Annotated in this window: 19 protein-coding genes; 16 read left to right on the plus strand and 3 right to left on the minus strand. The window is 72.3% G+C overall.

Annotation, left to right across the window (positions count from 1 at the left end):
- Positions 1 to 7: 7 nt before the first annotated feature.
- Positions 8 to 1,498, minus strand: coding sequence for an oxidoreductase (locus ABZ374_RS02140; RefSeq protein WP_360305101.1), 1,491 nt, complete (start codon positions 1,496 to 1,498; stop codon positions 8 to 10).
- Between the two features lie 108 nt (positions 1,499 to 1,606).
- Between ABZ374_RS02140 and hisD the strand changes: the two genes are divergently transcribed.
- The 12 genes from hisD (at position 1,607) to ABZ374_RS02200 (ending at position 11,376) form a co-directional block, all read left to right on the plus strand.
- Positions 1,607 to 2,962 (plus strand): histidinol dehydrogenase, encoded by a 1,356-nt coding sequence (gene hisD, locus ABZ374_RS02145; RefSeq protein ID WP_360305103.1) that lies wholly within the window; start codon positions 1,607 to 1,609, stop codon positions 2,960 to 2,962.
- A complete protein-coding gene (locus tag ABZ374_RS02150; RefSeq protein WP_360305105.1) occupies positions 2,959 to 4,071 on the plus strand; it encodes a histidinol-phosphate transaminase in 1,113 nt (370 codons plus the stop codon). Before hisD ends, ABZ374_RS02150 begins: the two co-directional genes overlap by 4 nt.
- Before the next feature lie 21 nt (positions 4,072 to 4,092).
- Positions 4,093 to 4,689: an imidazoleglycerol-phosphate dehydratase HisB gene (hisB, locus tag ABZ374_RS02155; protein ID WP_360305107.1), complete on the plus strand. Its 597-nt coding sequence runs from the start codon at positions 4,093 to 4,095 to the stop codon at positions 4,687 to 4,689.
- An 11-nt stretch (positions 4,690 to 4,700) separates the two neighbouring features.
- Positions 4,701 to 4,841: a hypothetical protein gene (locus ABZ374_RS02160; protein WP_360305109.1), complete on the plus strand. Its 141-nt coding sequence runs from the start codon at positions 4,701 to 4,703 to the stop codon at positions 4,839 to 4,841.
- Between the two features lie 4 nt (positions 4,842 to 4,845).
- Positions 4,846 to 5,484 carry an imidazole glycerol phosphate synthase subunit HisH gene (gene hisH / locus ABZ374_RS02165; RefSeq protein WP_360305111.1) on the plus strand — a complete coding sequence of 213 codons (639 nt, stop codon included), beginning with the start codon at positions 4,846 to 4,848 and terminating at the stop codon, positions 5,482 to 5,484.
- 84 nt (positions 5,485 to 5,568) lie between these two features.
- Complete coding sequence (gene priA, locus ABZ374_RS02170) at positions 5,569 to 6,303, plus strand: bifunctional 1-(5-phosphoribosyl)-5-((5-phosphoribosylamino)methylideneamino)imidazole-4-carboxamide isomerase/phosphoribosylanthranilate isomerase PriA (RefSeq protein ID WP_360305113.1); 735 nt, start codon at positions 5,569 to 5,571, stop codon at positions 6,301 to 6,303.
- The gene (locus ABZ374_RS02175) at positions 6,300 to 6,713 is read left to right on the plus strand and encodes a RidA family protein (protein ID WP_360305115.1); all 414 of its coding nucleotides are present in this window, start codon (positions 6,300 to 6,302) and stop codon (positions 6,711 to 6,713) included. The genes priA and ABZ374_RS02175 overlap by 4 nt, the downstream gene beginning before the upstream one ends.
- Entirely contained in the window at positions 6,710 to 7,471 is a 762-nt protein-coding gene (gene hisF / locus ABZ374_RS02180) for an imidazole glycerol phosphate synthase subunit HisF (RefSeq protein ID WP_360305117.1), read from the plus strand. The genes ABZ374_RS02175 and hisF overlap by 4 nt, the downstream gene beginning before the upstream one ends.
- Positions 7,472 to 7,591: 120 nt before the next feature.
- The gene (locus ABZ374_RS02185; RefSeq protein WP_360305119.1) at positions 7,592 to 8,155 is read left to right on the plus strand and encodes a helix-turn-helix domain-containing protein; all 564 of its coding nucleotides are present in this window, start codon (positions 7,592 to 7,594) and stop codon (positions 8,153 to 8,155) included.
- Positions 8,156 to 8,227: 72 nt separating this feature from the next.
- Positions 8,228 to 9,469: an MFS transporter gene (locus ABZ374_RS02190; RefSeq protein ID WP_360305121.1), complete on the plus strand. Its 1,242-nt coding sequence runs from the start codon at positions 8,228 to 8,230 to the stop codon at positions 9,467 to 9,469.
- A gap of 106 nt (positions 9,470 to 9,575) precedes the next feature.
- A complete protein-coding gene (locus ABZ374_RS02195; protein WP_360305123.1) occupies positions 9,576 to 10,448 on the plus strand; it encodes a septum formation family protein in 873 nt (290 codons plus the stop codon).
- Between the two features lie 37 nt (positions 10,449 to 10,485).
- Entirely contained in the window at positions 10,486 to 11,376 is an 891-nt protein-coding gene (locus ABZ374_RS02200) for a septum formation family protein (protein ID WP_360305125.1), read from the plus strand.
- Positions 11,377 to 11,497: 121 nt separating this feature from the next.
- Here ABZ374_RS02200 and ABZ374_RS02205 read toward each other — a convergent pair whose 3' ends face one another.
- Together ABZ374_RS02205 and ABZ374_RS02210 are read right to left on the minus strand one after the other, a co-directional pair.
- The gene (locus ABZ374_RS02205) at positions 11,498 to 13,357 is read right to left on the minus strand and encodes an ABC transporter ATP-binding protein (protein ID WP_360305127.1); all 1,860 of its coding nucleotides are present in this window, start codon (positions 13,355 to 13,357) and stop codon (positions 11,498 to 11,500) included.
- Positions 13,354 to 15,165: an ABC transporter ATP-binding protein gene (locus ABZ374_RS02210; protein ID WP_360305129.1), complete on the minus strand. Its 1,812-nt coding sequence runs from the start codon at positions 15,163 to 15,165 to the stop codon at positions 13,354 to 13,356. The genes ABZ374_RS02205 and ABZ374_RS02210 overlap by 4 nt, the downstream gene beginning before the upstream one ends.
- Before the next feature lie 314 nt (positions 15,166 to 15,479).
- Between ABZ374_RS02210 and ABZ374_RS02215 the strand changes: the two genes are divergently transcribed.
- From ABZ374_RS02215 to ABZ374_RS02230, 4 genes are all read left to right on the plus strand, one after another.
- A complete protein-coding gene (locus tag ABZ374_RS02215; protein ID WP_360305131.1) occupies positions 15,480 to 16,640 on the plus strand; it encodes an alpha/beta hydrolase-fold protein in 1,161 nt (386 codons plus the stop codon).
- Between the two features lie 48 nt (positions 16,641 to 16,688).
- Positions 16,689 to 17,339 (plus strand): TIGR03085 family metal-binding protein, encoded by a 651-nt coding sequence (locus ABZ374_RS02220; protein WP_360305133.1) that lies wholly within the window; start codon positions 16,689 to 16,691, stop codon positions 17,337 to 17,339.
- A 43-nt stretch (positions 17,340 to 17,382) separates the two neighbouring features.
- Entirely contained in the window at positions 17,383 to 17,760 is a 378-nt protein-coding gene (gene hisI / locus ABZ374_RS02225) for a phosphoribosyl-AMP cyclohydrolase (protein ID WP_355537328.1), read from the plus strand.
- A 70-nt stretch (positions 17,761 to 17,830) separates the two neighbouring features.
- Positions 17,831 to 19,384: an anthranilate synthase component I gene (locus ABZ374_RS02230; protein WP_360305135.1), complete on the plus strand. Its 1,554-nt coding sequence runs from the start codon at positions 17,831 to 17,833 to the stop codon at positions 19,382 to 19,384.
- The last annotated feature ends 29 nt before the right edge of the window (positions 19,385 to 19,413 follow it).

Below are 19,413 nucleotides of genomic sequence, written 5' to 3' on the forward strand. Positions count from 1 at the left end.
CCGCGGCTCACGCGCGATTGAGCACCCGGCCCGCTCCCGCCGCGGCGGCGCCCGCGAGCACCCAGCCGAGCAGGATCAGGGTGTAGGCGAGCCATTGGCCGGCGCCGGTCGGCTTCCAGGCACTGTCCTGACCGAGGGTGACCACCGGCAGGAGAAGGTCCAGGGTGTACCAGAACGGGTTCCAGTGCGGTGCCTCGCCGGGCTTCAGCGGCGCGGGCGGGTCGACCGCGAACACCGCCGTGCCGACCGCGATCAGCGCGACCAACCAGCCGAACGCCCGTGCCGGGCGGTAGCCGTAGCCGATCGCCAGATCCTGCACGTGACCCCACAATCGACCGGCCGGGCCCAGTCCGGCGCGCCGGCGGCGCTGCTTGGCCAGCAGCACGGTGCGCGCCTGATCGTCCTCGCCCGCCGCGCGATAGGCGCCGGCGAGTTGGTCGTACGGCTGCGGGGTGTACTCCGCGGTCCCGCGCTCGACCCAGTCGATCCGCCGGTCCACGGAGATCGGTCCCTCGGAGCGCAGCGTCGCGTACCGGGTGCCGGCGAGCACCAGATCGCCGGGCGCGGGCCAGGTGTCCGGCGCGTCGGTCAGCGTGCCGATGGTCGCGCCCGCCAACACGATCCGCCCGCGCGGGGGACGGGCCAACGCCATGTGCAGGCCCTCCGCGACCACCCGCCACATGGTGAGCTGCTCGCCCGGATTCGCGCACACCACCGCCCGACTGAGCACGAGACCGCCACCCAGGCGCGCGTCGTTCAGCCGGATCGAGCCGGTCGCGGTGAATCCCACGCTCAGGTGCAGCGAGTGCTCGACGGTGATCCGGCCGAGGTCCATCGCCAACTGCCCCGGGCGCTCCACCGTCGAGCCGTACAGCGTCACCCGTCCACCGAAACGGCCGCCGTACAGCGTCACCTGCCCGGCGAAGACGGTGTTGTCCAGCGACGAGTCCGCGCCGACCTGGAGACCCTTGGCGTGCAGCGCGCCGCCGTGCCGGTCCGGCCCGATCACGCAGTCGTCCAACCGCAGGTCGTTGTCTATCCGCGCGTCCGGGATCCGCACCCCGTTCGCCACCTCGCAACCGTGCAGCACCAGGTCGCCGTCCACCCGCATGTTGCGGCCGTGCAGCGCGGTGAGCACGCAGCCGCGCAGGTTGACGGTCCGGATCGAGGCCACGTTCAGCAGGATCTCGTCCTCGAAGCGGCAACCGATCATCGACAGGTACACGTCCAGCCGCGCGCTCCCCAACTCCAGCGGGCCCACGACCCGGGCACCGGTGATCCGCAGCGCGGTGCTGTGCCCGGGTTCGGCCTCGGGCGGCTGGAGCAGCACCTGCGCGAGCACCTGGGCCCGGATCGTGCGGTCGGGCCCCCAGCCGGCGCCCAGCCGCGGATCGTCGTCCGCCGGCACGCCCGTGCTCAGGTCCAGCCGTTCACCCCTGCGGTACGCCTGCCACACGCGGATCTCGGTGGCGCTCAGATGCCCCGGCGGTGTGCTCATCCGTGCTCCCCCGACACTGGAAGGCCGCTGCGTCCCGCCCATGATCGCGTGTCTCACTGTCCGACACGCAAGGACGGTGTCCCGCCGGCCGTCTCTACACTGGGGCAGGTGATCTCCCGTATCGACCTGCGCGGTCCCGCCTCGCGGGCTGTCCTGGACAGCCCCGCCGCACTGCGCGACGTGTTGCCCCGAGCCGAACTCGACGTCGAGGTGGCCCTGGAGAAGGTGCGCCCGATCTGCGAGGACGTGCGTCATCGCGGCGTCGAGGCGCTGATCGAGATCACCGAGCGCTTCGACGGGGTACGACTGACCGACATCCGGGTGCCCGCCGAGGCGATCGCCGAGGCCCTGGACACGCTCGCGCCCAAGGTGCGCGCGGCCCTGGAGGAGTCCATCCGCCGGGCCCGCCTGGTGCACCGCGAGCAGCGCCGGCGCGACGTCACCGTGCAGGTCGTGCCCGGCGGCACGGTCACCGAGCGGTGGGTCCCGGTCGAGCGGGTGGGCCTGTACGTACCGGGCGGCAACGCCGTCTACCCCTCGTCGGTGATCATGAACGTGGTCCCCGCGCAGGAGGCCGGGGTCGCCTCGATGGCGGTCGCCTCGCCCCCGCAGGCCGACTTCGGCGGGCTGCCGCACCCGACCATCCTGGCCGCGTGCGCGCTGCTCGGGGTGGACGAGGTGTACGCGGTCGGCGGCGCCCAGGCGGTCGCGATGTTCGCCTATGGCGCGGGCTCGTGTGCGCCGGTGCGCCTGGTCACCGGCCCCGGCAACATCTACGTCGCCGCCGCCAAGCGGCTGCTCAAGGGCCGGATCGGCATCGACGCCGAGGCCGGCCCCACCGAGATCGCCGTGCTCGCCGACGACACCGCGGACGCCGGGCACATCGCGGCCGACCTGATCAGCCAGGCCGAGCACGACACGCTGGCCGCGTCGATCCTGGTCACCGACTCCGAGTCGCTGGCCGACGCGGTGGTCGAGGAGCTCAAGACCCGGGTGGACGCCACCCGGCACCGCGAGCGGGTCACCGAGGCGCTGGCCGGCCGGCAGTCCGGCATCGTGCTGGTCGACTCGGTGCCCGACGGCCTGCTGGTGGTGGACGCCTACGGCGCCGAACACCTGGAGATCCAGACCGCGGACGCGGCCGGGGTCGCCGCGCGCGTGCACAACGCGGGCGCGATCTTCGTCGGCGCGTTCGCGCCGGTCTCGCTCGGCGACTACTGCGCCGGGTCCAACCACGTGCTGCCCACCGGCGGTTGCGCGTGCCACTCCTCGGGGCTGTCGGTGCAGTCCTTCCTGCGCGGCATCCACGTCGTGGACTACTCGCGCGAGGCGCTGGCCGAGGTCGCCGAGCACGTGAGCGTGCTCGCCGACGCGGAGGACCTGCCCGCGCACGGCGAAGCGGTGCGGGCCCGGTTCGCGACCGGCGAGCTGGCCGGTCTCGCGGCCTGGGAGGAGAACCGATGACCGGCCTGGCCGAGCTGCCGATCCGGGACGAACTGCGCGGCCAGTCGCCCTACGGCGCACCGCAGTTGGCCGTCCCGGTCCGGCTGAACACGAACGAGAACCCGTATCCGCTTCCGGACGCCCTGGTGGCCCGGATCGCCGAGCGGGTCGCCGTCGCAGCCCGCGAGCTGAACCGCTACCCGGACCGCGACGTGGTCGAGTTGCGCACCGCGCTGGCCGCCTACCTGTCCCGGACCGGCGGCCACCCGCTGGGCCTGCACCAGGTGTGGGCGGCCAACGGCTCCAACGAGGTGATCCAGCAGCTCCTGCAGGCGTTCGGCGGACCCGGGCGCAGCGCGCTGGGCTTCGACCCGTCCTACTCGATGCACGCGCTGATCGCGCGTGGCACCAACACCGAGTGGATCTCCGGCACCCGGGACGCGGACTACCGGATCGACTTGGACCAGGCGCTGGCCCGGATCGCCGAGCACCGGCCCCACGTGGTGTTCCTGTGCTCGCCGAACAACCCGACCGGCACCGCGCTGGCCCGCGAGGTGGTGGAGCGGGTCTACGACGCCGCGCAGGCCGCCCGGCCCTCGATCGTGGTGGTGGACGAGGCATACGTCGAGTTCGCGCACACCGACTCGCTGCTGCCGCTGCTCGCCGGCCGGCCGCACCTGGTGGTGACGCGCACGATGTCCAAGGCGTTCGGCGCGGCCGGGCTGCGCCTGGGCTACCTGGCGGCGGACGCGGCCGTGGTGGACGCGGTGCAACTGGTGCGCCTGCCGTACCACCTCTCGGCGGTCAACCAGGCCACCGCGCTGGCCTGCCTGGAGTTCGAGGACACCCTGCTCGGCTACGTCCGCGAGCTCAAGGAGCAGCGCGACCGGCTGGTCGCCGAACTGCGCGCGCTGGGCTGCGAGGTGACCGACTCGGACGCCAACTTCGTCCAGTTCGGCCGGTTCGAGGACCCGCACGCGATCTGGGCCGCGATCCTCGAACACGGGGTCCTGGTCCGCGACAACGGGGTCCCCGGCATGCTGCGCGTGACCGCCGGCACGGACGCCGAGAACACGGCCTTCCTGGACGCGATGCGGCACGTGCTCAAGAGCGCGCGTCCGAAGGACTGAGAGAAAGTCGGAATCACCGTCATGGCAAGAACCGGTCGCGTCGAACGCGCCACGAAGGAAACCTCCGTCGAGGTCGAGATCGACCTGGACGGCTCGGGGAAGGTCGACGTCGCGACCGGCGTCGGCTTCTTCGACCACATGCTCGACCAACTCGGCAAGCACGGCCTGTTCGACCTGACCGTCAAGACCCGCGGCGACCTGCACATCGACGCGCACCACACGATCGAGGACACCGCGCTCGCGCTCGGCGCCGCGTTTCGCCAGGCGCTCGGCGACAAGAAGGGCATCCGCCGGTTCGCCGACGCGTCCGTGCCGCTGGACGAGGCGCTCGCGCAGGTCACCGTGGACCTGTCGGGCCGGCCGTACCTGGTGCACTCCGAACCGGAGAACATCGCGCCGATGATCGGTCCGGACTACGACACCACGCTGACCCGGCACATCCTGGAGTCGTTCGTCGCCCAGGCGCAGATCTGCCTGCACGTGCACGTGCCCTACGGGCGCAACGCGCACCACATCGTCGAGGCCCAGTTCAAGGCGTTGGCCCGGGCGTTGTCCGACGCGTGTGTGCTCGACCCGCGCCGGGCCGGCGTGATCCCCTCCACGAAGGGCGCGCTGTGAGCACCGGGGCGATGGTTCTGATCGTGTTCGGACTGTTCCTGGTCGGCGGGTGCATCTCGTTCGTCAAGCAGGGACTGCCCAAGAGTGTGATCGCCCTGCTCGCCATCGGCGCGTTCTTCTCGATCGCGGCCGGCGTCCTGAAGATCGGATAGGCACGTGCCCAAGAAGGTCATCGTCCTCGACTACGGCTTCGGGAACGTGCGTTCGGCCGAGCGGGCGCTCGCGCACGCCGGCGCCGACGTCGAGATCAGCGCCGACCACAAGGCCGCGCTGAACGCCGACGGACTCCTGGTGCCCGGCGTCGGCGCGTTCGCCGCGTGCATGGAGGGCCTCAAGGCGGTCCGCGGCGACACCATCGTGGACAAGCGGCTCGCCGGCGGCCGGCCGGTGCTGGGCATCTGTGTCGGCATGCAGATCCTGTTCGCGCGCGGCGTCGAGCACGGCGTGGCCACCGAGGGCTGCGCGCAGTGGCCCGGCACGGTCGAGCGGCTGGTCGCGCCGGTGGTGCCGCACATGGGCTGGAACACCGTCGAGGCGCCCGCGGACAGTGTGTTGTTCCGGGGCGCCGACGCCGATACGCGGTACTACTTCGTGCACTCCTACGCGGTGCGCACGTGGGAGATGCCGGTGGTCCAGGACGGCCCGCACATCCCGCCGGACGTCACCTGGACCACGCACGGCACGCCGTTCGTGGCCGCGGTCGAGAACGGCGCGCTCAGCGCCACCCAGTTCCATCCGGAGAAGTCCGGCGAGGCCGGTGCCCAGTTGCTGCGCAATTGGCTCGCGACCCTGTAGTCCCGCAGTCCCGCAGTCCCGCAGTCCCGCAGTTTCGCTGTCTCCTGTCGTGTCCCGTACGAACTGTTGAGGATCCGAACCGTCATGACCCAGACCCACCGCCTCGAACTGCTGCCCGCCGTCGACGTCGCCGACGGCCAGGCCGTCCGCCTGGTCAAGGGCGAGGCCGGGTCGGAGACCTCCTACGGCGACCCGTTGGCCGCCGCGCTGGCCTGGCAGAGCGCCGGCGCCGAGTGGATCCACCTGGTCGACCTGGACGCCGCGTTCGGCAAGGGCAGCAACCGCGAACTGCTCGCCGACGTGGTCGGCCGGCTCGACGTCAAGGTCGAGCTGTCCGGCGGCATCCGCGACGACGCGTCCCTGGAGACGGCGCTGTCCACCGGCTGCCGGCGGGTCAACCTGGGCACCGCCGCGCTGGAGACGCCGGACTGGGTGCGCTCGGCGATCGCCCGGCACGGGGACCGGATCGCGGTCGGCCTGGACGTGCGCGGCACCACGCTGGCCGGGCGCGGCTGGACCCGCGAGGGCGGCGAGCTGTTCGAGACGCTGGCCCGCCTGGACGCGGACGGCTGCGCCCGCTACGTGGTCACCGACGTGAACAAGGACGGCACCCTGACCGGCCCGAACCTGCAGCTGCTCAAGGACGTGTGCGCGGCCACGGACCGCCCGGTGGTGGCCTCGGGCGGGGTCTCCTCGCTGGCGGATCTGCGGGCCATCGCCGAACTGGTGCCGCTGGGTGTGGAAGGCTCGATCGTCGGCAAGGCGCTGTACGCCCAGGCGTTCACCCTCGAAGAGGCGTTGGAGGCGGTGTCCCGGTGACGGGAAGCGACAACTCGGGCAGTATCGAGCGATATTCGTCCGGCGGGCGGTGGGAGGAGTCCTTCGGCTACTCCCGTGCCGTCGCGGTCGGCGAATACGTGCACGTGTCGGGCTGCACCGCGATCGTGGAGGGCAACCTCGCGCACGAGGGCGACCCGCACCACCAGACGCTCGCGGCGTTTCGGATCGCGTTGGACGCGCTGGCGCACTTCGGGCTGGGCCCGGCGGACGTGGTGCGCACCCGGATGTTCATCACGCACGCCCGCGACGCGGACGACGTGGGCCGCGCGCACGGCGAGTTGTTCGCCGAGACCCCGCCCGCCGCGACCATGGTCGTGGTGGCCGGGCTGATCGACTCGCGGATGCTGGTCGAGGTCGAGGTGGACGCGTACCGGGGGAGGGCCTCGTGACGCTGGCCGTACGGGTGATCCCGTGCCTGGACGTGGACGCCGGCCGGGTGGTCAAGGGCGTCAACTTCCAGAACCTGCGGGACGCGGGCGACCCGGTCGAGATGGCCCGGGTGTACGACGCCGAGGGTGCGGACGAACTGGTCTTCCTCGACATCACCGCGTCCTCGGGCAACCGGGAGACCACCTACGACGTGGTGCGGCGCACCGCCGAGCAGGTGTTCATCCCGCTCACCGTCGGCGGCGGCGTGCGTGCGGTCGAGGACGTGGACAAGCTGCTGCGCGCGGGCGCGGACAAGGTGGGCGTGAACACCGCGGCCATCGGTCGGCCGGAGCTGATCGCCGAGATCGCCGACCGGTTCGGTTCGCAGGTGCTGGTGCTCTCGGTGGACGCGCGGCGCCGCCGGGACGGCACGCCGGGCTTCGAGGTGACCACGCACGGCGGGCGCACCGGCACCGGCATCGACGCGGTCGAGTGGGCCGCCCGGGCGGCCGGGTTGGGCGCGGGCGAGATCCTGCTCAACTCGATGGACGCGGACGGCACCAAGGACGGCTACGACCTGGAGCTGATCCGACTGGTCCGGGCCGAGGTGGGCATCCCGGTGATCGCCTCCGGTGGCGCGGGCGCGTTGGAGCACTTCGCGCCGGCGGTGCGGGCAGGCGCGGACGCGGTGCTCGCGGCCAGCGTGTTCCACTTCGGCATGTTGCGGATTCCGCAGGTCAAGGACGTGTTGCGGGCGGCGGGGCAGCCGATCCGCTGAGCACGCGAACATTTCGAGGAAGCCGGCCGCAGGTGTGGCCGGCTTTTTCGTGGGCGGGTACGAAGGAATTTTTGCGAAAGACTTATTGCGAAAGAATATTTTCGGATCTACGGTGGGGTCATGAGCGAGCAGCCGGCACGCCGGATGATCAAGGACGTACAGACCCTCAAGGTGTTCACCCACCCGCTGCGGATCACCCTGCTGCGGATATTGCACGCCGGCGGCCCGGCCACCGCGTCGATGCTGGCCAAGCGGGTCGAGGAGACCCCGGCGCTGGTCAGCTACCACGTGCGCACGCTGGCCGGACACGGCTTCGTGGTCGAGGACCCCGAGCACGCCCGGGACGGGCGCGAGCGCTGGTGGAAGGTGGTCGAGGACCTCACCTTCTCGCTCGGCGACTTCGCCGAGGACCGGGTCGGCCGGGATCTCTCCGCGAGCATCGTGCGGGTGCTGGGTTCGCAATCCGAGGACCGTTACCGGCACTTCCTGGACGAGATGCAGTCGTGGGGCGCGGAGTGGGCGGGCGCCGCCTTCAGCGGTGCGCCCACACTCCGGCTGACCGCCGCCGAACTGCGCGAACTGGCGGGCGCCGTCGAGGCGCTCGTGGACGGCTACCGGGGCCGGGAGACGCCCGGCGCCGAGCACGTGGAGGTCTACTACCGCGGCTTCCCGTTCCGCCTCTGAAGCACCCGCCACCGCTCGGCAGCTCCCGCGCGCCACGACCGCACACACCGCACACACCGAACGGGGACGTCCATGGCCATCACGAGCACCGCCGCCGGGCCCGGGCGGCTCGCCCATCGCGACCCGCGCGTACTGGCCTGGCTCGGCGCCTACACCGCGTCCCTGATCGGCGATCAGATCTGGTTCCTGGCGCTGTCCTGGACCGCGGTGCGCAGCGGCGACGCCACCCAGACCGGCCTGGTGCTGGCCGCCGGGTCGCTGCCGCGGGCGCTGCTGATGTTGCCCGGCGGCGCGATCGCGGACCGGGTGGGGCCGCGCCGGGTGGTGATCGGCAGCGACCTGGTGCGCTGTGTGGTGATGCTGGTGGCCGCGTTCGCGGTGTGGGCGAGCAGCCCGGCCGTCTGGCTCCTGGTGGCGATCGCGCTGGTGTTCGGCGCGGTGGACGCCTTGTTCATGCCCGCCGTCGGCGCGCTGCCGGTGCGACTGACCACGCGCACCCAACTGGTCCGGGTGCAGGGGATGCGCTCGTTGTCCCAGCGGGTGGCCACCGTGGTGTCCGCGCCGATCGGCGGCGCGGTGTTGGCGTGGGGCGACGCCGAGACCGCCTTCCTGCTCGACGCGGCCTTGTTCGGGCTCTCCCTCGTGTTGTTGTGGCGGCTTCGCCCGGGGCCCGCGCCGGAGGCCGAAGCCGGCACCGAGGAGCCGGAGTTGGGGCTGCGGGCGGGGCTGCGCTACGTGGCCCGGCATCCGGTGTTGCGCCCGCTCCTGGTGATCACCGCGCTGATGGAGGCTGGCTTCGCCATCCCGATGAACATCGGCATCGTGCTGCTCGCCGACGACACCGGTTGGGGGCCGGGCGGGATGGGCCTGGTGCTGGGCGCGTGGGGGATCGGCGCGGCGATCGGCGCGCTGGCGCTGACGATCGTGGGTCGAGTGCCGCGCCCGGGGCTGGTGTTGCCGGTGGGCATGCTGGTGATGGCGACCGGCCTGGTCGGCCTGGGCTACGCGCCCGGGATCGGGATCGCGGTGGCCGCCGCTGCGGTGCTGGGCATCGCCACCGGTGTGGTCGGCGGTTGCGGGAACGCCCTGGTGCAGAGCATCTGCGCGCCCGGCGCGCTGGGCCGGGTGACCGCGATCCAGATGTTGACCGGGGTCGGCCTGATCCCGCTGCTGTATCCCGTCGGCGGCTTCGTCGCCTCGGCCCACGGCGCCTCGGTGGTGTTCGCCGGCGGCGGCGGTGCGATGCTCGCGGGGGTGCTCGTGACCGTGGTGACCCGACCGTTTCGGGCCCGGCCGCATCCGCCGTCGAAGTGAAATCGGGTCACGGAAGGATTCCGGTCCCACAACGATCATCTGACTCGCAGTCAAGGAGTCGGGCCCGGTCGAGCGCGGGGTTCACCCGATCGGGCAGGCTAGGCACATGACGACGCCGCCATCACCCGGACAGGGTGGCTACCCCGGCTACGGGCAGCAGCCAGGCCAGGGTTATCCGAGCAATCAGCCGTACCCGGGGCAGCAGTACCCGCAGGGCGGTCAGCAATACCCGCAGGGCGGCGGCCAGTACCCGCCGCCGCAGAACCCGTACGGTGGCTCCCCGCAATACCCGGGGGCCGGCGGCGGGCCGCAGTACCCCGGCAACTACGGCGGCGGAGGCTACGGCGGCGGCATGCCGCCGGGGCCCAACCAGGGCGGCTCCGGCAAGGGCCCGCTGATCGCCGTGGTGATCGCCGCGATCGTCGTGGTCGGCGGCATCATCGCCACGCTGGTGGTGGTGCTGGGCGGCGACGACAAGAAGGACAAGACCGCCTCGCCCACGAACAGCGCGAGTGGCTCGCCCAGTTCCGCGCCGACGAACAGCGCGAGCGCGCCGCCCACGTCGCGGCCGACCACCACCCGGCCGACCACGCCGCGCACCACCTCGGCCGGCACGGCGAACCCGGACCTGCCCTCCGAGGTCCAGTACGTGGACCTGTCCAAGGGCGACTGCGTCACCCTGGACACCGTCTCGGGCACCATCGACAAGAAGTCCTGCACCACCACGCACAACGGCGAGGTCGTCATGACCTACGAGCTGAGCGGCAGCACCTACCCGGGTGAAGCCTCGATCACCGAGCAGACCGAGACCAAGTGCACCCCGGCGATGAACACGGCGGTCGGCGGCCGGTCCGACGCGTCGCAGTTCACCTTCACCTACACCTACCCCAAGCAGCCCGGGTGGGACATCGGCCGCCGCAAGGTGACCTGCATCGTGAAGTACAAGTCGGGGCAGACACTCACCAAGCCACTGCGCTGACCCGGGCGTTCGGCCCGTGGGGGGAGGGACCGACCTGATGAGCACTCCCGGCGGATATCCCGGCGGCAATCAAGGCGGCGGCTACGGCGGGGGAGGGTACGGCGGCGGCGCGGGTGGCTATCCGGGCGGCCCCGGCGGCCCCGCGGGCCCGCCCCCGGCGAACCCGCCGCCGCCCTACGACGGCCCGACGATCGGCGGTCCGCCCTACGGCGGGGGCCCGCCGTACGGAGGGGGCGGCCCTCCCTACGGCGGCGGTCCCCCCTACGGCGGCGGCCCTCCCTACGGTCCGGGCGGCCCCGGCGGTCCGCCCGGCGGCGGCCGGGGCAACGGGCGGGTGGTCGCGATCGTGGTGGTCGTCGCCCTGGCCATCGCCGGCGGCGTGATCGCCCTGGTGGTGAGCCTGGGCGGGGACGACAAGAAGGGCGACCGGGCCGGTCCGGCGAGCACCACGCCCGAGCGCACCAGCGCACCGCCGACCACCGACCCGGAACCGACCACCGACGAGCCCGAGCCGCCGACGAGCGAGCCGCCGAGCACGGACGCCCCGGTCACCCCCGCGGCGACCAACTCCAACGGCAGCGTCGCGGTCAAGAAGGTCCCGCTCAGCCCGGGCGACTGCATCTCGTTCGCCACGGGCAGCACGGACGTGAACAAGGTCGCCTGCACGAGCCCGCACGACGGCCAGCACATCAAGAACGTCGCACTGCCGGACGGCACCTGGCCCGGCGACGCGGAGATGGACACCAAGGCGTCCGGGGTGTGCAAGCCGATCGCCGAGCCGGTGATCGCCCGCCAACCACAGGCCGATCAGTTGACCTGGTTGTACATCTATCCCAAGGAATCCGGCTGGGGCAGCGGTGACCGCGAGGTGCAGTGCCTGGTGTCCTACACGGACGAGACCAAGAAGCTGACGGCACCGCTGAAATAGCGCGGACGCCCGCACCCGGACAGGGCGTCGCCCGCGAACGCCGGGAGCGCGGTCGACGCCGGACGGGCTGTTCGAGGCAGCCCGTCCGGCGTTCGACCACGAGCCGGCCGCCGCACCCGGGTCAGCGCGGGTGCGGCGCCGTCTTCTGCTGGGCCGTCCACGACGCGTGCAGCCGGGTATAGATCCCGCCGGCCCCGACCAGGCGCGCGTGCGGGCCGCGTTCGACGAGCTTGCCGGCGTCGAACACCAGCACCTCGTCGGCCGATTCGGCGGTGGACATCCGGTGCGCGATGAACACCGCGGTGCGGCCCCGGGTCAGCCCGTCCAGGGCCCGCCCGATCCGCACCTCGGTGGCCGGGTCGACGGCCGACGTCGCCTCGTCCAGGACCAGCAGGTCCGGGTCGGCGATGTAGGCCCGCACCAGCGCGACCAACTGCCGCTCACCCGCCGACAACGACTCGCCGCGCTGGCCCACGGGAGTGTCCAGGCCCGCGGCCAGCCCGCCCAGCCAGTCCGCCAACCCGAGGTCGACGAACGCGGTGCGAATCGCCGCGTCGTCCGCGTCCGGTCGGCCGTACCGCACGTTCTCGCGCAGCGTGGCGTCGAACAGGAAGCCCTCCTGCGGCACCATCACCACCCGCGCGCGCAGCGACGAGAAGCGCACCCGGGGCAGTTCGACGCCGTCCAGCAGCACCCGACCCTCGTCCGGGTCCACCAGCCGGGTCAGCAGCTTGGCGAACGTGGTCTTGCCCGAGCCGGTCTCGCCGACCACCGCGACCCGGGTCCGCGGCGCGAGCCGCACGTCCACGTCGTGCAGGATCCGCGGCCCACCCGGATAGCCGTACGAGACGTGCTCGAACGCCACCTCGACCGGCCCGCGCGCGAGCACCTCGCCCGCCTCGCCCGGATCGGCGATGTCCGGCTCCGCGTCCAGCACTTCCAGGACCCGGCGCCAGCCGGCGAGCGCGTTCTGCGCCTCGTTGAGGATCTCCACGCCCATCTGCACCGGCCCCACGAACAGCGTGACCAGGAACAGGAAGGCGACCAGTTCGCCGACGCTGAGCTGCCCGTCGATGCCCAGCCACACACCCACCACGACCACCAGCCCGTTGGCCAGGCCGACCACGAACTCGCCCATCGGGAAGGTCAGCGCGACGAACAACTGGGCACGGCTCTGCGCGTCCCGATGCGCGTTCACCGACTCGTCGATGCGATGCGCGGTGCGCTCCTCGATGCCGTGCGCACGCACGATCGCGGCGCCCACGACCGGCTCCGCGATGGCGCCGAGCATGCGACCCATGGCCACCCGAACGTGCGAGTAGGCCGCGGCGATCCGCTTCTGCACCGCCCGCATGAAGAAGTACAGCGGCGCGAAGCACACCCACACCAACAGCGTGAGCTGCCACGAGTAGACGAACATCAGCACCGTCACCAGCGCGATCTGCCCGACGCTGACGATCAGCAGCAGCCCGCCGAACTGGATGAACCGGCTGATCGTGTCCACGTCGCCGGTCACCCGCGAGACCAGCGAACCGCGCTTCTCGGACTGCTGGTGCAGGGTGGACAGGTCGTGGATGTGTCGGAAGGCGGCCACCCGCAGGGTGGACAGGCCGCGCTCGCTGGTGCGGTACAACCGCACGTTCATCGCGTAGGCGGACACCGCGGTGACCACCACCGCGAGCGCCGCGACCGCGGCCATCGTGCGCACCACGGTCAGGTCGGGACCGGCGTCGGCGCGCAGCCCCCGGTCGATGGTCTGCTGCACGGCCAGCGGCACCACGATGCGCCCGGCCGTGCCGACCACGGCCAGCAGCAGCGTGACGATCAGGCCCTCGGTGAACTCCGGCGTCATCCGCAGGCCGCGGCGCAGCACGCTCAGGCCGGACTCGGCGGGCCGGTCGGAATCGGGATCGGCGCCTATTCGCGAACCGGGCCCGGGGCCCGGTTCGGGTGCCTTGCGCACGACGGTGGCGATACTCATGAAGCCGTGGCCTCCTCGGCCTCGCTGACGTCGATGTCCTCGTCCGCGCCCTCGCGCGCGGCCCGCTCGTAGGCGTTGACCAACCGGCGGTAGCCCACCGAGCGGTCCAGCAACTCGTGATGGGGACCGCGATCGAGCACCCGGCCGCCCTCGACGTAGACCACCTCGTCGGCGAGCGCGATGGTGGCCTTGCGGTAGGCGACCACGACCACCGTCGCCGGCCCCGCGTCACGCAGCCCGTGCAGGATGGCCGCCTCCACCCGCGGGTCCACCGCCGACGTCGCGTCGTCCAGGACCAGCAGGCGCGGCCGGCGCACCAACGCCCGGGCCAGCGCGATCCGTTGGCGCTGCCCGCCGGACAGCGTGGTCCCGCGCTCGCCCACCCGGGTGTCCAGGCCCTCGGGCAGCGCGGTCACGAAGTCGGCCTGGGCGATCCGCAGCGCCTCGTGCACCGCCGCGTCGTCCAGATCCAGGCCCAGGGTGATGTTGTCGCGCACGGTGTCGTCGAACAGGAACGCCTGTTGCGGGACCAACGCGGCGGTGGCCGCGATCCCGCCGCGCCGATACTCGCGCAGGTCGGTGCCGTCCAGCAGCACCCCGCCGTCGAGCGGATCGACCAGGCGCACCAGCAGCGACACCAGCGTGGACTTGCCGGAGCCGGTCGGGCCGACCACGGCGATGGTGCGCCCGGGTTCGACGTCGAAGGCCACGTCGTGCAGCACGTCGGTGCCGTCGGTGTAGCCGAAGCGCACCGCGCGGGCCTCCAGGCGGGCCGGACCGGCCGAGGCGTCGCCGCCCTCGATCGTGCCGTAGGCGTGCTCGCCCTCGGCCTCCAGCACCCCCTTGACCCGGTCGAAGCCCACCACCGAGCGCGGCATGTCGCCCAGCAGCCACCCGATCGCCCGCACCGGGAAGGCCAACAGGGTGAACAGGTAGGCCACCTGCACCAGGTCGCCGGGCGCCAGGTCGCCGTTCGAGACCCGGACCGTGCCAACCACCAGAACCAGCAGCACACCGAAGCTGGGCAGCGCCTCCAACATCGGGTCGAACAGCGCCCGGACCCGGCCCACCGCGATGTTCGCGTCGGCCAACTCGCCCGAGGCGGCGGCGAAGCGGGTGGTCTCCTCGGTCTCGCGACCCAGGGTCTTGACCACCAGCGCGCCGTCGAAGCTCTCGTGCGCGATCTCGGCGACGTCGGCGCGCAACTCCTGCGCGCGCATCGCCAGCGGCCCCTGCTTGCGCTGGTAGACCACGTTGAGCAGGGCGATCGCCGGGAAGATCACGAAGCCCACCAGCGCCAGCGCCCAGTCGGTGAGCACCATCGAGATCGCCGCGACGAACAACATCACCACCACGCCGGTGGCCATCGGCAGCGGCGCGATCGGGTTCCAGGCCGCCTCGACGTCGGCGTTCGCGTTGGACAGCAGCGTCCCGGTCGGGTGGCGATGGTGCCACGCGAGCGGAAGGCGCAGGTATTGCCGGGTCACCCGACGCCGGTAGGTGGCCTGGAGGCGGTACTGCATCACGCCCGCCCACAACCGGCGGCCGATCACCCCGAACGCCTTGAGCAGCGCGATCCCGAACACCGCCGCGAAGGCGCCGACCAGCGCGCCGGCCGTGGTGTGCCCGTCCCGGAAGGCCGGGATGATCACCTCGTCGGTGACCCGGCCGAGCACCAGCGCCGAGCCGACCGTCATCACGCCGTACACCGCGCTCGCGCCCACCGCGGCGGCGAAGATCCTGGGCTCCTCGCGGATCCCCACGCCGAGTACGCGCAGTCCTTGTCGCAGCACGACCTTGTCCGCCACGGGGCTCACTTTCACGGGAATCCGGCCGTCGCGAACACGGGGCCGGCCAACAGGGTTGTCCCAGGGCTGTCCCAGGATGGTTGTCCAATGAAAGTACAAGGCGCCTCGGACGGTCCCGATTCCCGTCCGGCCCCCGAATTCGCCCCCGATCGGCCGCGTGGCTCGGCTTGGAGCGGATCTTTCCCGCATGTCACCCTGTTTCGGGCACTCCCGCCGGTCCTGCCGGCGCAGGCCCGACCCACGCAACCAAAGCCCGGGTCGGCCGCGTCTTATGGGCATGCCCTGACCATGATCCATAGACCGAGGACGCCGCTGTGGGCCTCACCAGCCTCAAACTGATACTCCTGCTCGGCGTCGTCGCGTTCGCGGCGGTCGTCGCCGCCGTGTTCTTCTGGCCCAAGTTGTCCCGCCAGGCAGTGCTGCCGATCCTGGGCCGGGTCGGCATCCTGTTGAGCACGCAGGTGCTGCTGATGGCCACCGTGGCGGTGATCGGCAACCGCTACTTCGTCTTCTACACGACCTGGGACGACCTGCTCGGGCACACCGGCAAGCCCGTGGTGAACTTCGGCACCGCCGCCGGCCCCGGCGACGTGCCCAAGCTGGTCAAGGAGAACGGGACCGAGACGATAGACGTCCCGCAGGGCAAGAACGCCCAGGCCGCGGGCCAGATCATGCGGATCGACGTGGCCGGCCGGCGCAGCGGGATGGGCACTCCGGCGCTGGTCTACCTGCCGCCGCAGTACTTCCAGGCCCAGTACAAGGACCGGCGCTTCCCGGTCGTGGTCGTGCTCACCGGCTACCCGGGCAACGAGCGCAACCTGGTCACCCGCCTGGAACTGCCCAAGTTCGCCGCGAACGAGATAGCCGCGGGACGGGTCCAGCCGACCATCTACGTGATGATGAAACCGAGCGTCGGCGCCGACCGCGACACCGAGTGCACCGACGTACCCGGCGGACCGCAGGTGGGCATGTTCTTCAGCCAGGACCTGCCCGAGGCGATCAACCAGGCGTACCGGGTCGCGCCCGGCGCCCGCAACTGGGCCATGCTCGGCGACTCCACCGGCGGCTACTGCTCGATCAAGCTGGCCATGCTCAACTCGGACCGGATCGGCGCGGGCGTCGCGCTGTCCGCCGACTACGGCGCGCCGCTGGACGGCGACACCGGCGACCTGTACGGCGGCAGCAAGGCGTACCGCAACCAGAACGACCTGATGTGGCGGCTGAAGAACATGCCGATGCCGCCGGTCAACCTGCTGCTCACCAGCAGCGAGAGCGGCGAGCCCAACCTGCCCGAGACCAAGGAGTTCCAGCGGCTGGCCAAGCCGCCGCTGAAGGTGGACACGCTGCTGCTGCCCACCGGCGGACACAACTTCAAGACCTGGCAGGCGGTGCTGCCGGACGCGCTGCGCTGGCTCAGCGCCCAGCAGAAGAGCGACCATCCCAAGGACTCCGCTCCGGTGGCGGCATCGCCCTGACCCGCCCGTCCCCTTGACCGCGCCCGGTGCGGGCAAAAGGATCTGCACATGCCCACTTCCCACGCTCGCACCGAACGCGCCGCACTCGCCGAACTGCTGCGCGTGCTGGGCCCGGACGCGCCGACCCTGTGCGCGGGCTGGACCACCCGCGACCTCGCGGCCCACCTGGTGGTCCGCGAGCACCGCCCCGACTCGGCGCCGGGCATCATGCTCGCGCCGCTCGCCGGCTACACCGAGAAGGTCCGGCTGCGCCAGGCGGCCAAGCCGTACGAGCAGAGCGTGCGGCTGGTCGCGGACGGCCCGCCGAGGTTGTCCGTGTTCGGCATCCCCGGCGTGGACGCGGCGGCCAACACGATGGAGTACTTCATCCACCTGGAGGACGTGCGCCGGGCCCAGCCCGGCGGCGCCGAGCCGCGCGAACTGGACCCCGAACTCACCGAGATCCTGTGGAAGCGCGCCAAGGGCGCCTCGCGGATGGCGCTGCGCGGGGTCCCGGTGGGCGTGGCGCTGCGCCGCACCGACACCGCGACCGGGGAACCGGCGCAGATCGTGCACAAGGGCACGCCCGTGGTCACGCTGAGCGGCCACCCGGCCGAGCTGCTCCTGTACCTGTTCGGCCGCAAGGAGCAGGCCCGGGTCGGGATCGAGGGCGACGAGGCCGCGATCGACACCCTGCGTACGGCCCGTACCGGCCTGTGAACACCGCCGCGGTGGGCCCGCATCGGTCTGCGACAATGCGCGCATGACCGGTGCCACCCACCCGCCCGCGCGGCCCTCCGACCTCGACCCGACCATCGCCGCGCGTCTCAAGCGCGACCCCGACGGGTTGATCGCCGCCGTCGCCCAGGCCGGCGACACCGGCGAGGTGTTGATGGTCGGCTGGATGGACGACGAGGCGCTGCACCGCACGCTGACCACCGGCCGCTGCACCTACTGGAGCCGCAGCCGGCAGGAATACTGGGTCAAGGGCGACACCTCCGGTCATGTGCAGAAGGTGCTCTCGGTCGCGCTCGACTGCGACGGCGACGCCGTGCTCGTGCGGGTCGAGCAGACCGGCGCCGCGTGCCACACCGGCGACCGCACCTGCTTCGACGCGGACGTCCTGCCCGTCTCCGACTGACCGCCGCCGACCCGGGGCCCGCGGGCACCCGACTCGGCCCGACCTCGCCGCCCGGGAGATTGCGCACGCCATGACCACCGGAACCGTCACCCCCGACCTCGACACCTTCCGGACGCTCGCGCGCGACCGGCGGGTCATCCCCGTCACCCGGCGCTTCCTGGCCGACGGCGACACCCCCGTGGGTCTGTACCGCAAGCTCGCCGCCGAGCGGCCCGGCACCTTCCTGCTGGAATCCGCCGAGAACGGCCGCTCGTGGTCGCGCTATTCGTTCGTGGGCGTGCACAGCGCGGCGGTGCTCACCGAGGCGGCCGGCCGGGCCCGCTGGCTGGGCACCCCGCCGGTGGGCGTGCCGGTGGAGGGCGATCCGCTGGAGGTACTGCGGGCCACCGTGGCCGCGTTGCACACCCCGCACGGCGTCCCGGGCCTGGAACTGCCGCCGCTGACCGGCGGGATGGTCGGCTACCTCGGCTACGACGTGGTGCGCCGGCTGGAGCGGTTGCCGGAGTCGACCGTGGACGACCTGCACGTGCCCGAGCTGATGATGTTCCTGGCCACCGACCTGGCGGTGCTCGACCACGTGGACGGCAGCGTGTTGTTGATCGCCAACGCGATCAACCACGACAACCGCGAGTCCGGGGTCGACGAGGCGTACCACGCGGCGGTGGCCCGCCTGGACGCGATGACCGCCGACCTGGCCCGGCCGACCGGCCTGGCCGCGGCGGCGTTCGAGCGCGGCGCGGTGGCCGAGGCGGTCGGCCCGTGGGGCTCGGTCGCGTATCGCAAGGCGGTGGAGGCGGCCAAGGAGGAGATCCGGGCCGGCGAGGCGTTCCAGATCGTGCTGTCCCAGCGCTTCGAGATGCCCACCGAGGCCGGCGCGTTGGACGTGTACCGGATCCTGCGGGCGACCAACCCCAGCCCGTACATGTACCTGTTCCGGCTGCCGGGGCCGGACGGCGGCGCCGAGGGCGGCTTCGACGTGGTCGGCTCCAGCCCCGAGGCGCTGGTCAAGGTCGAGGACGGGCGCGCGATGTTGCACCCGATCGCGGGCACCCGCCCGCGCGGTGCCACCCCGGCCGAGGACGCCGACCTGGCCGAGGAGTTGCTCGCCGACCCCAAGGAACGCGCCGAACACCTGATGCTCGTCGACCTGGGCCGCAACGACCTGGGTCGGGTCTGCGCGCCGGGCACGGTCGAGGTGATCGACTTCATGTCGGTCGAGCGGTACAGCCACGTGATGCACATCGTGTCCACCGTGGTGGGCGAGTTGGCCCCGGGGCGCACCGCGTTGGACGTGTTCGCCGCGTGCTTCCCGGCGGGCACCCTGTCGGGCGCGCCCAAGCCGCGCGCGATGGAGATCATCGAGAACTTCGAGCCCACCAGGCGCGGCCTGTACGGCGGTTGTGTGGGCTACGTCGACTTCGCCGGCGACCTGGACACCGCGATCGCGATCCGCACCGCGTTGATCCGCGACGGCGTGGCCTACGTCCAGGCCGGCGCGGGTGTGGTCGCCGACTCCTCGCCCGAGGCCGAGGACGTCGAATGCCGCAACAAGGCGGCGGCGGTGCTGCGCGCGGTGGCCATCGCGGCCACCCTCGCGCCGGCGCACGACGTCACGGCCGGGTAGGGCCGCGAACGCCCGCCCGGGGTCCAGCC

This window comes from Embleya sp. NPDC005971 (assembly GCF_040629175.1).
Taxonomy (GTDB): Bacteria; Actinomycetota; Actinomycetes; order Streptomycetales; family Streptomycetaceae; genus Embleya.